Annotated in this window: 11 protein-coding genes and 2 pseudogenes; 5 read left to right on the top strand and 8 right to left on the bottom strand. The window is 76.0% G+C overall.

Going from position 1 to position 11,915, the window contains the following annotated elements; translation table 11 throughout:
- Nucleotides 1–41 precede the first annotated feature (41 nt).
- On the bottom strand, nt 42–1,262 hold the full coding sequence (locus tag SSBG_RS27100) for a sensor histidine kinase (RefSeq protein WP_037870746.1): 1,221 nt from the start codon (nt 1,260–1,262) through the stop codon (nt 42–44).
- 107 nt (nt 1,263–1,369) lie between these two features.
- Between SSBG_RS27100 and SSBG_RS27105 the strand changes: the two are divergent.
- The 4 genes and pseudogenes from SSBG_RS27105 to SSBG_RS27115 all read left to right on the top strand — a co-directional run bounded on the left by SSBG_RS27105 (nt 1,370) and on the right by SSBG_RS27115 (nt 3,655).
- Nucleotides 1,370–2,300: pseudogene (locus tag SSBG_RS27105) on the top strand (ATP-binding cassette domain-containing protein).
- Nucleotides 2,301–2,404: 104 nt separating this feature from the next.
- A complete protein-coding gene (locus tag SSBG_RS27110) occupies nt 2,405–2,917 on the top strand; it encodes an ABC transporter integral membrane protein (RefSeq protein ID WP_008749249.1) in 513 nt (170 codons plus the stop codon).
- 69 nt (nt 2,918–2,986) lie between these two features.
- A complete protein-coding gene (locus SSBG_RS35145; protein WP_008749250.1) occupies nt 2,987–3,160 on the top strand; it encodes an ABC transporter permease in 174 nt (57 codons plus the stop codon).
- Nucleotides 3,161–3,217: 57 nt separating this feature from the next.
- On the top strand, nt 3,218–3,655 hold the full coding sequence (locus tag SSBG_RS27115; protein ID WP_037870747.1) for a hypothetical protein: 438 nt from the start codon (nt 3,218–3,220) through the stop codon (nt 3,653–3,655).
- A gap of 9 nt (nt 3,656–3,664) precedes the next feature.
- Here the strand turns inward: SSBG_RS27115 and mug are convergent, their stop codons facing one another.
- From mug to SSBG_RS27145, 6 genes and pseudogenes are all read right to left on the bottom strand, one after another.
- Complete coding sequence (gene mug / locus SSBG_RS27120; RefSeq protein WP_037870748.1) at nt 3,665–4,210, bottom strand: G/U mismatch-specific DNA glycosylase; 546 nt, start codon at nt 4,208–4,210, stop codon at nt 3,665–3,667.
- A 52-nt stretch (nt 4,211–4,262) separates the two neighbouring features.
- On the bottom strand, nt 4,263–5,696 hold the full coding sequence (gene purB, locus SSBG_RS27125; RefSeq protein ID WP_008749253.1) for an adenylosuccinate lyase: 1,434 nt from the start codon (nt 5,694–5,696) through the stop codon (nt 4,263–4,265).
- An 82-nt stretch (nt 5,697–5,778) separates the two neighbouring features.
- Nucleotides 5,779–6,615 carry an SGNH/GDSL hydrolase family protein gene (locus tag SSBG_RS27130; RefSeq protein WP_008749254.1) on the bottom strand — a complete coding sequence of 279 codons (837 nt, stop codon included), beginning with the start codon at nt 6,613–6,615 and terminating at the stop codon, nt 5,779–5,781.
- A 140-nt stretch (nt 6,616–6,755) separates the two neighbouring features.
- A pseudogene (locus SSBG_RS27135) lies at nt 6,756–7,785 on the bottom strand (hemolysin family protein).
- Nucleotides 7,782–9,212, bottom strand: a complete 1,431-nt coding sequence (locus tag SSBG_RS27140) for a hemolysin family protein (RefSeq protein ID WP_037870751.1) — start codon at nt 9,210–9,212, stop codon at nt 7,782–7,784. Before SSBG_RS27140 ends, SSBG_RS27135 begins: the two are co-directional and overlap by 4 nt.
- 266 nt (nt 9,213–9,478) lie before the next feature.
- Complete coding sequence (locus tag SSBG_RS27145; RefSeq protein WP_050776831.1) at nt 9,479–9,928, bottom strand: GNAT family N-acetyltransferase; 450 nt, start codon at nt 9,926–9,928, stop codon at nt 9,479–9,481.
- Between the two features lie 352 nt (nt 9,929–10,280).
- On the opposite strand from SSBG_RS27145, the gene SSBG_RS27150 reads away from it, so the two are divergent.
- A complete protein-coding gene (locus tag SSBG_RS27150) occupies nt 10,281–10,727 on the top strand; it encodes an ATP-binding protein (protein WP_037872026.1) in 447 nt (148 codons plus the stop codon).
- Nucleotides 10,728–10,761: 34 nt separating this feature from the next.
- On the opposite strand, the gene SSBG_RS27155 is transcribed toward SSBG_RS27150, so the two are convergent.
- Complete coding sequence (locus SSBG_RS27155) at nt 10,762–11,238, bottom strand: C40 family peptidase (RefSeq protein ID WP_008749259.1); 477 nt, start codon at nt 11,236–11,238, stop codon at nt 10,762–10,764.
- Nucleotides 11,239–11,915 lie beyond the last annotated feature (677 nt).

Raw genomic sequence — 11,915 nt, forward strand, 5'->3', positions numbered from 1 at the left:
GCGCACGAGCGGTTCGTCGTCCACGAGCAGCACCCGCAGCGTCATGCGGCCGCTCCTCCCAGCGGCAGCCGGACGGCCAGGTGCCAGGAGCCGTCCCGCGCGCCCGCCGTCGCCGTACCGCCGAACACCGCCGCGCGTTCGCGCAGTCCGCGCAGCCCCCTGCCGCCACCGGGGAAGGGCGGGGCGTCCGCGGGCAGGGAATTGACGACCTCCAGCGTCAGCGCGTCCGCCCGCACCGCGAAGGCGACGCGGACCGGCACCGGTCCCGCGTGCCGCAGTACGTTCGTCAGCGCCTCCTGCGTCATGCGGTACGCCTCCCGCGAGACCGGTCCCGGCAGAGCGCCGAGATCGCCGTCCACCCGCACCGTCACCTCGGCACCCGCGCCCCGCGCCGACGAGAACAGCCGCTCCGCCTGGCCGAGCCCGGGGCGCCGCCGCGCCGCGCTCTCCGGCTCCCGCAGCACCCCCAGCACCCGTTCCAGGTCCTCCAGGGCCGCCCGCCCCGTCTCCTCGATCGCCTCCAGCGCCCGCGCGGTGAACGCCACGTCCCCCGCCGCCCGCGCCGCGCCCGCCTGGAGCACGGCGACGGTCAGCGCGTGACCGATCGAGTCGTGCAACTCGCGCGCGAGGCGCGTCCGTTCGAGCAGCTCCTCGGTACGGGCCTCCAGCGCGGCGACCCGCTCGGCCCGGGACGGCCCGAGCAACGGCACCGCGAGTCGCGCCATGAGCGCCCCCGCCCCCACCACCGTGCCGTACAGCGCGAGCAACGGCAGCGGCGACAGCACGGCCCACCAGTCGCGCGCGGGCGGCAGGAAGCGGAGCGCCCGTGGCACCTCGGCGCCCCAGGAGACCTCCGCCAGCGTCGGCAGCCACACGCACAGCAGCGTCACGCAGCAGCCGACCGCGAGCCGCGCCTCCAGCCACACCATGAGCCGCAGCCGGTCGCCCCACCCCGCCGAGACCCGCTCGCCCACGTGCCCGGCGCCCTCGCCGCGCGCGAAGAGCAACCGCGCCTGCACGCCCTCCACGGTCCGCATCCCCGGCACCGCCCCCGCGAGGAGCAGGCACGCCGCCGTCAGCAGCAGCGCGGGACCGAAACCGCCCATGACGATGATGAGCACCGCCGGGAGCGCGTTCACGATCAGCAGGTGCAGCAGCCGCGTCCACGTGACGGAGCGCGCCAGCGGCCGCGCGAGGGCGAGCGGCGCGCGGGCCGGACGCGCGAGGCGCCGTGGCGGTGCCGGCACGGAGGTGGCGTTCACCCCGCCATCATCGCCCGCGCGCCCGCCGCCCGGCTCCCCCGCACGGGGGAGAAGGCCCCCACCGGCGGGGGAGGCGCGGACGGGGGCGGCGCCGCGAGGCTGGCCGCGTGACCACGATCGAACTGAGCGCGCTCGTCAAGGAGTACGTGGGGACCCGCGTCCTGGACGGGCTCACCTGCACCCTCGCCCCCGGCCGGGTCACCGGCTTCCTCGGCCCCAACGGTTCCGGCAAGTCCACCACCCTGCGCCTGCTGCTCGGCCTCGCGCGCCCCACCCGCGGCACGGCGCTGATCGACGGCCGCCCCTACGCCGAACTCACCGCACCGCTGCGCCGCGTCGGCGCCCTGCTCGACGCGCACGCGGCCCACCCCCGCCGCCCGGCCCGCGACCACCTGCGGGTCCTGGCCGCGAGCAACGGCATTCCGGCCTCCCGCGTGGACGTGGTGCTCGGCCGCGTCGGCCTCACCGACGTCGCCGCGCGCCGCGCGGGCACGTACTCGCTCGGGATGCGCCAGCGCCTCGGCATCGCCGCCGCGCTCCTCGGCGACCCCGACGTCCTCGTCCTCGACGAGCCCGCCAACGGGGCTCGACGCCGAGGGCATGACGTGGCTGCGCGGCCTCCTGCGCGCCCACGCGGCGGCGGGCGGCACCGCGCTCGTCTCCAGCCACCTCATGCACGAGACCGCGCGGTACGCCGACCACCTCCTCGTCATCGCGGGCGGCGCGCTCCTCGCCGACCAGCCCCTCGCCACCTTCCTCGCCGACCGCACGGCGCGCCTCGTCCGCTTCCGCAGCACCGACGGCGACCGCCTCGCCGCGGCACTGCGCGGGCGGGGCCACCAGGTGCTGCCCGGGGAGGAGGGCGTGTGGAGCGTGCCGGGCGTCCTGCCCGACGAGGTCGGCGCGATCGCGGCGGCCGAAGGAGTCGGCGTCCTCGAACTGCGTGCCGAGGAGGCCGGGCTGGAGGACGCCTACCTCGCGCTCACCGAGGGCAGGGGCGCGCACCGGGGCCGCCCGGCCGCTCCCGCCGGCGGCTGACCGCGCGAGCCGGACACCGAGGTCCCGCCGGACGCCGAGTCCCGTCGCCCGCGCCGCCGAAAGGCCGCGCGCCCCCCCGCACACCCACCACCCAGGAGCCCCGCATGACGACCCCGCTCACCACCGCGCCACCCGCCTTCGCGCCGCTCACCGCCGCCCTGCGCGCCGAGGGACTGCGCGTGCGCACCCTGCGCTCCCTCCTCCTCACCCTCGCCCTCGTCCCCCTCCTGACCGCCGCGACCGCCTTCGCCTCCGCGAGCGGCACCGGCGACGGCGACGCCCTGTACGACGCCTTCTTCGGCGTGATGTTCGGCCAGCTCACCGCGCTCGTCTTCGCCACTCTCGCGGTGACGGGGCAACTCGCGGGCGACGGCGGGGCGCACGTCCTCCTCGCCGTGCCCCGCCGCGGCCGCGCCTACGCCGCGCGGATTCTCGTCACCGGGGCGCACCTGCTCCTCGCCGGTCTGCTCGCGGGCTTCCTCACGAGTGTCTGCGCGCGGCTCGCCACGGGGGACCCGGCGGTCGGGCCTTCGGACGCCACGGCCTGGCGCGCCGTCATCGGCTGCGCGCTCTACCTCACGCTCGCCGGGCTGCTCGCGACCGGGGTGGCGACCTGACTGCGCCACGGCGTCGCGACGCTCTCGCTCACCCTCGCGCTGCTCTTCCTCCTGCCGTTCGTCCTCGGCGTGACGGCGGGCGGCGTGGCCCGCTACCTGCCCGCGACGGCGGGACAGCTCGTCCTGCGCGCCGCGCCGGGCGACGGGCCGCTCGGGCCCTGGACGGGACTCGGGGTGCTCGCCCTGTGGACGGCGCTCGCGCTCGGCGCGGGGTGGTGGCGACTGCGCCGGCACGACGTCTGAGGCCGTCGCCGGGGGCCGCCGTGCGCGGGAGTGCGGCCGCCCGGTTTACTGGACGGCATGAGCGGCACGGCCCAGCACCTGGGGACCATCGAGTCCCTGTGCACCCTGCCCTTCCCGGACGCCGACTCGTCGGCCGGGTACGGGAGTTCGGGTCCGTGCCATCACCTCGTCACCCTGCTCCACGCACCCGAGGGGGACCCGGCGGACTCCGGGGACGAGGAAATCGAAGACCAGTTCGCATCCGAACGGGAGGCGCTGGCGCTGCTCCTGACGGTACGGGGCTGGGGCCCGCCCGACCGCTTCGCCCTCACCGGCGCCGCACCGCGTGCCGGGGACACGCCGCTGCCCGCCCCCTGGGACCACCTCGCGCTCACCGTCCCCGACGTCCACCTCTGGCGCCGCGCGGACCGCTGGACGGGCCTCGGCACCGCCCACCACGGCCCCGGCCTCCCGCTCGCCCTCGTCGCCTTCACGACGACGCAGGACCCGCCCTGAGCGCTCCCGTCACTCCCGCTCCGCCGCCGCGCGCAAGCGTCCGAACTCCTCGGCCATCGCCGCGAGCGACCAGTGCGCGTTGAGCCCGCTCGGATTGGGCAGCGCCCACACCCGCGCGCCGCCCACCCGCTGCTCCTGCGGCCCGATCACGGCCTTCGGCGCGTCGAAGGCGGCGCGGTAGGCGGTGATCCCGACGACGGCGAGCCACGCGGGCCGCAGCCGCTCCACCTTCGCGGCGAGCGCGGCCCCGCCCGCGCGGAACTCCGCCGCGCTCAGCTCGCCCGCCCGCGCCGTGGCCCGCTCCACGACATTGCTGATCCCGAGCCCGTACGACAGCAACTCGCCCTGCTCCTCGGGGCGCAGCAGGCGCGGGGTGAAGCCGGAGCGGTGCAGCGCGGGCCAGAAGCGGTTGCCGGGGCGGGCGAAGTGGTGGCCGCTCGCGGCAGACAGGAGGCCGGGGTTGATCCCGCAGAAGAGCACCCGCAGGCCGGGGCCCACGACGTCGGGCAGCAGCTTGTCCCGTGCCGCCTCCAGCTCCTCGGGCGTGAAACGCACGGCGCTCACCGCCCGGCCCGGAGGACGGACGGTGAGCGTGCGGCGCGGCGGTTCAGAGGATCGCGCCCGGGGTGTAACCGGCGGCCTCGGGCCGCTCGGCGACGACGGCCTCGACGCGCGCGACGACGGCGGCCACCTGGTCGCGGGCCGCGCCCGTGAAGGAGAGCGGGTCGCCCATCAGGGCGGCGAGCCGCGCGCGGTCGAGCGGCAGCCGCTCGTCGGCGGCGAGCTTGTCGAGCAGGTCGTTGCGCTCGGCGCCCTTCTCGCGCATCTCCAGGGCCGTCGCGACCGCGTTCTCCTTGATCGCCTCGTGCGCCACCTCGCGACCGACGCCGCCGCGCACCGCGCCCATGAGGACCTTGGTCGTGGCGAGGAAGGGCAGGTAGCGGTCCAGCTCGCGCGCGACGACGGCGGGGAAGGCGCCGAACTCGTCCAGCACGGTCAGGAAGGTCTCCAGGAGGCCGTCGAGCGCGAAGAACGCGTCCGGCAGCGCGACGCGCCGCACGACGGAGCAGGAGACGTCGCCCTCGTTCCACTGGTCGCCCGCCAGCTCCCCGGTCATCGAGGCGTAGCCGCGCAGGATGACCATGAGGCCGTTGACGCGCTCGCAGGAGCGGGTGTTCATCTTGTGCGGCATCGCGGAGGAGCCGACCTGGCCGGGCTTGAAGCCCTCGGTGACCAGCTCGTTGCCCGCCATGAGACGGATCGTCTTGGCGAGCGAGGAGGGCGCGGCGGCGAGCTGCACGAGGCCCGTGACGACCTCGTAGTCCAGCGAGCGCGGGTAGACCTGCCCGACCGAGGTGAAGACCTCGCCGAAACCGAGGTGCGCGGCGACGCGGCGCTCCAGCTCGGCGAGCTTCCCGCCGTCGCCGCCGAGCAGGTCGAGCATGTCCTGCGCGGTGCCGACCGGGCCCTTGATGCCGCGCAGCGGGTAGCGGCGCAGCAACTCCTCGATCCGCCCGTAGGCGACGAACAGCTCGTCGGCGCCGGTGGCGAAGCGCTTGCCGAGCGTCGTGGCCTGCGCGGCGACGTTGTGCGAGCGCCCGGCCATGACCAGTTCGCCGTACTCCCCGGCGAGCTTGCCGAGCCGCGCGAGGACGGCGACGGCGCGGTCCCTGACGAGTTCGAGCGAGAGCCGGGTCTGGAGCTGCTCGACGTTCTCGGTGAGGTCGCGCGAGGTCATGCCCTTGTGCACGTGCTCGTGCCCGGCGAGGGCGTTGAACTCCTCGATGCGGGCCTTCACGTCGTGCCGGGTGACCTTCTCGCGCTCCGCGATGGAGGCGAGGTCCACGGTGTCGAGGACGCGCTCGTAGTCCTCGACCACCCCTTCGGGCACCTCGATGCCGAGGTCGCGCTGGGCGCGCAGCACGGCGATCCACAGCCGGCGCTCCAGCCTCACCTTCTGCTCGGGCGACCAGAGCTCGGCCAGCTCGGGGGAGGCGTAGCGGCCTGCCAGGACGTTCGGGATACGGGGCTTCGCAGTCACGAGGTCGCAGTCTACTTGGCGGTTCCCGCAGGCAGACGCGCCGGTCGCCTTCGGAGGAAGCTCCAAGGAGGGCTCCCGCCGCTCACGGCTCCGCGCGCCGCCAGCCCGTCACGGGGCCCGGGTTCGCGGGGTCGGCCGGGGTGATCCAGAAGCCCTCGCCGTCCTCCCGGCTGAACTGCGCGCCCGAGCGGCCGTCGCCCGAGGACCGGCCGGTGAGACGGCGGCCGATCCAGGGCAGCAGGTGGGCGCGCGTGAAGCGCGCGTCGGCGACCCTGCGGGCCGTCCACGAGGGGGGTACGGGGGCGGGCAGCGGGCTGTTCCAGTCGTCCTCGCCCGCCAGGCCGAGCCCCTGCCACACGGCCTCGGCCACCCTGCGGTGCCCCTCGCCGGTCAGGTGCAGGCGGTCGACGCCCCACAGCCGCTGGTCGCCGAGCGCCGCCGCGCCGTAGAGGTCGATGACCAGCGCGCCGTGCCGGGCCGCCAGTTCGTCGATGCAGGCGAACAGGGCCTCCATCCGGGGCCGGAACCGGTCGAAGACGGGGCCCTGGCGGCCCGGGCTGCGCATGAGCACGAGCTGCCGGCAGCTCGGCGCCAGCGTCTCGACCGCCTCTTCGAGCAGCCCCCGCACCCGGCCCATGTCGCAGGCGGGGCGCAGGGTGTCGTTGAGCCCGCCGACGAGCGTCACGACATCGGCGCCCATCTTCGCGGCGGGGCGGACCTGTTCGCGCACGATCTGCTCGATGAGCTTCCCGCGCACGGCGAGGTTCGCGTACCGGAATCCGGCGGTACGGGTCGCGAGGCGGGCGGCGAGCAGGTCCGCCCACCCCCGGTAGGACCCGTCGGGCAACTGGTCCGACATGCCCTCGGTGAAGCTGTCCCCGACGGCGACCAGGCTGGTGTAGGTGGCATTGATCGACATGGCGAGTGCGATCGTACCGGCCGGTACGCGGCGCGGGCGAGCCCGCGGCCGGGCCCGCCTCACGCCCCGGCACGCAGCCGGGCCCGGGGCACCGGCCCGCACCCGGGCCGCCCCCTGCCCGCCCCGCCTCCGCGCACCGCTCAGGCCGCCACCGGCTCCGTGCCCCTGCCGATCAGTTCCCGCAGGACGTCCTCCAGCGTGACGAGTCCCACGAGCCCCTCGCCCGGGGCCGTGACCACGGCCAGCTGGGCGCCCTGGGCGCGGAGCGCGGTCAGGGCGGTGTCGAGCGGCGTCCCGGCCGCGAGGCGCGGGAGGGGCCGCAGTTCGCGCGGGGCGAAGGGGAGATCGGCGGGGCGGGCGCCGAGGGCGTCCTTGACGTGCAGGTAGCCGAGCGGCCTGCCGTCGGCGTCCGTCACGGGGAAACGCGAGTAGCCGGAGGCGGCGGCGAGCGCCACGAGCCCGTCCGGGCTCGTCCCGAGCGGCGCCGTCACGAGACGCCCCGGGGCGATCGCGACGTCCCGCACGGACCGGCGGCCGAGGGCCAGCGCGTCCCGCAGCCGCCGCCCGGAGCGCGCGTCGAGCAGCCCCGCCGCGTGCGCGTCACCGACGAGGCGCGCCAGCTCGTCGTCCGAGAACGCGGCGGCCACCTCGGCCCTCGGCTCGACCCGCAGCAGCCGCAGCACACCGTCCGCCAGCGCGTTCACCCCGGCGATCGCCGGTCCGAGCGCCCGCGTGAGCGCGACGAGCGGCGGACCGAGCCACAGCGCGGCGCGCACGGGGTCCGCGAGCGCGACGTTCTTCGGGATCATCTCGCCGAGCAGCATGTGCAGGTACGTGGCGAGCACGAACGCGACGACGAACGCGGCCGGGTGCACGAGCCCGTGCGGCAGGCCCACGGCGTCGAAGCCCGGCTCCAGGAGGTGCGCGATGGCCGGTTCGGCGACGATGCCGAGGACCAGCGTGCACAGGGTGATCCCGAGCTGGGCCGCCGCCATGAGCCCGGAGACGCGCTCCGGCCCCCACAGCACCCGGCGCGCCCGCCGGTCCCCGGCCTCCGCGCGCGGCTCGACCTGCGCGCGGCGCACGGAGATGAGGGCGAACTCGGCGCCGACGAATGAAGGCGTTCGCCACGAGTGTGGCCAGCGCGACGAGCAGTTGCAGCGCGATCACAGGCCCGGCTCCTTCGTGGTGGCGAGCGCGGCCCCCGCGCCGCCGGTCGTCCCACCCGTGCCGCTCGCGTCGGCCGCGGTCGCGTCCGGGGTCCGCGCGGGCGAGGTCCCCGGTTCCGTCCCGGGGGTGGGGGCGAGCAGCCGTACGCGGCCCGCGCGGCGTCCGCCGGCGCTGTCCACCCGCAGGTCCCAGCCGGCCACGCGCACGACGTCGCCCGCGCGCGGAACGCGCCCCAGCCGGGCGGCGAGCAGCCCGCCCAAGGTCTCGTACGGGCCCTCGGGAAGCCCGGGGCCCAGCTCCGCGAGCCGGTCGACGCGCAGCGAGCCCTCGGCGGCCCACACCCGTCGCCCGTCCTCGCTCCCGGCCCGTACCAGCTCCGGCGGTCCGTGCGGGTCGTGCTCGTCGCGCACCTCGCCGACGACCTCCTCGATCACGTCCTCCAGCGTCACGACCCCTGCCGTGCCGCCGTACTCGTCGATCACGACGGCCATCGCCCGCGTCCCGCTGAGCCGGTCGAGCAGCCGGTCCACGGGCAGGCTCGCCGGGACGAGGACGGGCGGGGCGAGCAGGGCGCGGACCGGTGTCGCCGCGCGTGCGGCCGCCGGGAGCGCCAGGACGTCCTTGACGTGCACCGTGCCGCACACCTCGTCCAGCCCTTCGCCCCGGTGCACGGGGAAGCGCGAGAGGCCGCTGCGGCGGGCGGCGGTGAGGACCCGCTCGGCGGGTTCCCCGGCCGCGACGGAGACGACGTCCACGCGCGGGGTCATGACGGCGCCCGCCGTCAGGTTGCCGAGGTCGAGCGTGCGCACGAACAGCTCGGCGGTCCTCGCGGGAAGCGTGCCCGCGCGCGCCGAGTGCCGGGCGAGCGCGTCGAGTTCACGCGGGCCGCGCGCCGAGGCGAGTTCCCCGGCCGGTTCGAGGCCGAGGCGGCGCACGGCGCGGTTCGCGGTCGTGTCCAGGTGCCGGATCAGCGGGCGCAGGACGAAGGAGAAGAGCCGCAGCGGCCCGGCGACGGCGCGCGCGACGCGCTCCGGGGCGGCGATCGCCCAGTTCTGCGGCACGAGTTCGCCGACGACCATCAGGAAGGCCGTCGAGAGCGCGGTCCCGAGCACGAGCGCGAGCACCGTGACGGCCCCGGTGGGCAGCCCGAGCGCGCCGAGCGGCCCCGAGAGCAGCTTCGCGGCAAAGGGCTCGGCGAGCATCCCGATGACCAGGCTGGTCACGGGGATGCCGAGCTGAGCCCCGGAGAGCTGGAAGGTGAGCCGCCGCACGGCGGCGAGCGCGTGCCGGGCGCCGCGCTCACCCCGGGTCGCGGCGGCTTCCAGGGCCCCGCGCTCGACGGTCGTCAGGGAGAACTCGGCCGCGACGAAGACGCCGCAGGCGAGAGCGAGGAGCACGGCGAGGCCGAGCAGGAGGAGTTCCGGCATCGGACCCCTCCGGAGAAGGAGAAGGAAATCGCGCCGGAGCGCGGACCGGGAGGCTCGCCCATGGGCGGACGCTCACACCTTTCACTGGAGAACCCCGCGCGAGCGCGGAGGGGCCACGATGCGCGAATCGAAAAGGGCCGGTCACGCAAGAGTAAAGGATGAGCAAAGCAAGGGGGAAGGGACGGGCCGCCGGGGCGCGCGGGCCACGCCTGACGGGGGTGGGGGCGGAGGTGGCGGGGGGCGGTGAGGGTCTGGGACCCGGGGGTTCACACCGGCTTCACCCAGCGCCGCCACCGCTCCTCGCGCACGTATCCGGCCGCGCCCCACGTGCCGTGCGCGCGCGTGTTCTCCTCCGGGACCATCGCGTCCGCGCGGCGACCGCCGAGCGAGGCGAAGCGGTCCTCCATCGCGGCGAGGAGTGCCCTGGCCACGCCCTGGCGGCGGTGGGCGGGGTGGACGGCGAGGCGGTAGGCCGAGCAGCGCCAGCCGTCGAAACCGGCGATGACCGTGCCGACGAGCAGGCCGCCCCGTTCGGCGAGGAGCAGCGCCTCGGGATCACGGTCGAGGAGGCGGCCGGCACCGGCGCGATCGTCGCTGATGCTCGTCCCCTCGGCGGCCTCGCGCCAGAAGGCGAGGACCGCGTCGATGTCGGCGCGCACGGCGTGACGGACGTGCGGCGGGGTGCCGGAGGGGCCGAGGGCGCTCACGGAAGTCATGGGAGCAGCCAAGCAGGCGGCGCGGGGGCGCGGCACGCTGTTTTCGGGGGCCGGTACCGAGCGGCTTTCCCCGGCGGTGCGTACGCGGCGCGGCCGGACGCCCACTCCGGCCGCCACCCGCTCACCCTCCCGCGCCGGCACTCCGTCCGCCCGTGCCCCGCCGGCCCGCGCCGGCATCCCGTCCGCCCGTGCCCCGCCCTCCCGCGCGATCCGCTCGGCCGTAGCAGGCTTCACCGCTTCGGGCGACAGTGGCGCACAGTCGCCGGGGCGCGCCGCGCACGGGTGGCAGGCTGTCGCGAACCACCGACCCGGTGCGCCGTACGGGCGCCCGGTGGGAAAGGGGCAGGTCGTCATGGCCGATCAGCAGGAAGCCTCCGTCACGCTGCCGAGCGAGGCCGCCTCGGTCCCCGAGGCGCGCGCGTTCGTCGCCGCCCTCCTGCGCGAGTGGGGGCTGCCGGAGGGGGAGGACCTGACCGCGTCGGTGCGGTTGATCGTCTCCGAACTCGTCACCAACGCCGTCCTGCACACCGGTGAGCGCTCCCCGTTCTTCACCGTCACCGTCTCGCTCGACCGCGAGGAACTCCTGCGCGTCGGTGTCACCGACTCCCACCCGCGCCCTCCGCGCCGCCTCCCGGCCGCCGTGCAGCAGGACAACGGGCGCGGCCTCGCGATCATCCGCTTCCTCACGGCCGAGAACGGCGGCAGGCTCTCGGTGGTCCCGACGCCGCAGGGCGGCAAGACGGTGCTGGTCGCCCTGCCCTGGAGCCCGGCACGCGCGGCGGCCGTGCCCGAGAACTGAGTTCCCGTCACGGCCCCGCGCGCACCGCTCCGCGCTACCGCACCCGTCCGTACGCGACGCGCTTCGACCAGATCTTTTCGAGCTTCACGACGTCCCCCGTCTTGGGGGCGTGCCAGATCTTGTTCCTACCGGCGTAGACGCCCACGTGGTAGACGCTCCCGCCGGACCGGAAGAAGACGAGATCGCCCTTGGTGCGCTTGCCGGCCGACACGTGCCGGGTCCGGTTGTACTGCGCCTGGGCGGTGCGGGGCAGGGACTTGCCCGCCTTCTTGAACGAATAGACCGTCAGGCCCGAGCAGTCGAAGCGGCGCGGGCCCGTCGCGCCCCAGCGGTAGGGGGCGCCCTTCTTGGACGCCGCCACCTTGAGGGCCTTCGCGGAGGTGCGGGCGGCGGCCGACGCCTCTCCGGAGGCGCCGGGGACGAGGACGGTGCCGCCCACGGCGGCGAGGGTGAGGACCGATACGGCGCCGGTCCGCGAGAACAGGACGGGAACTCGATTGCGCACTGCCATGCGTAACCCTTCGTCAACCGCCTGAGAAGGATGACCTGTCGGGTTCGGACTGGCGAAGACGCCCGGCCGCTCACGCGGCTTCACCCCAAGGACCGGCGCCCGTTGCCGGGCCCGACCCGCCGTGCTCGGGTCCTCCACTCCCGCCGATCCACTCCGTGTCGACCTGGCGTCCGGGCGGCGGCGGGACTCGGCGTCCGCCCGGACCGCCCCGCCGCTGCGGCGGGGGCTTGTCGTCGGGAGCGATCTTGGCGCACGACACCGCCTGATTCCGAATGAAAACCGGCTTATGTGAGCTTAGTCACCCGTATGCCGATCGGGTGGCGAAAGACCGTCAGCCGGGGTGCCGCTCAGCCATGAGGAGCCCCCGACCAGCGCGAACGCCGTCCACGGGCGGCGCTTCGCGGACCCCGGACGCAAGCCGCGGCCGTGCGACGCCGACGCGGCCGTACGTCATTGGGGGGGTCCTCCGTTCGGCCGCCGCGCGTCGCGCCCCGGACATCCGTGGGCGCGTGGCGCATGGATATGACAGGTTTCGAAGCGATATGCGCCGCCCGGCGCGGAGTTCGCGCCCCGCGCGGCCGACGGCGAACGGGGGCGCGAAGCGGCGTGCGGGAACGAGTACGTGTGCGGGTCCGCGCGCCTGCGCGGAGTCCCGCGTGTGTGCGGGGCCCCCGCGC

It is taken from the genome of Streptomyces sp. SPB074, assembly GCF_000154905.1.
Lineage (GTDB): Bacteria > Actinomycetota > Actinomycetes > Streptomycetales > Streptomycetaceae > Streptomyces.

Bases quoted from the DNA above. Each gene is read 5' to 3' on its own strand.
- SSBG_RS27110 (WP_008749249.1), top strand. From the start codon at position 2,405: ATGACGACCCCGCTCACCACCGCGCCACCCGCCTTCGCGCCGCTCACC.
- SSBG_RS27115 (WP_037870747.1), top strand. From the start codon at position 3,218: ATGAGCGGCACGGCCCAGCACCTGGGGACCATCGAGTCCCTGTGCACC.
- SSBG_RS27130 (WP_008749254.1), bottom strand. From the start codon at position 6,615: ATGTCGATCAATGCCACCTACACCAGCCTGGTCGCCGTCGGGGACAGC.
- SSBG_RS27140 (WP_037870751.1), bottom strand. From the start codon at position 9,212: ATGCCGGAACTCCTCCTGCTCGGCCTCGCCGTGCTCCTCGCTCTCGCC.
- SSBG_RS27145 (WP_050776831.1), bottom strand. From the start codon at position 9,928: ATGACTTCCGTGAGCGCCCTCGGCCCCTCCGGCACCCCGCCGCACGTC.
- SSBG_RS27150 (WP_037872026.1), top strand. From the start codon at position 10,281: ATGGCCGATCAGCAGGAAGCCTCCGTCACGCTGCCGAGCGAGGCCGCC.
- SSBG_RS27155 (WP_008749259.1), bottom strand. From the start codon at position 11,238: ATGGCAGTGCGCAATCGAGTTCCCGTCCTGTTCTCGCGGACCGGCGCC.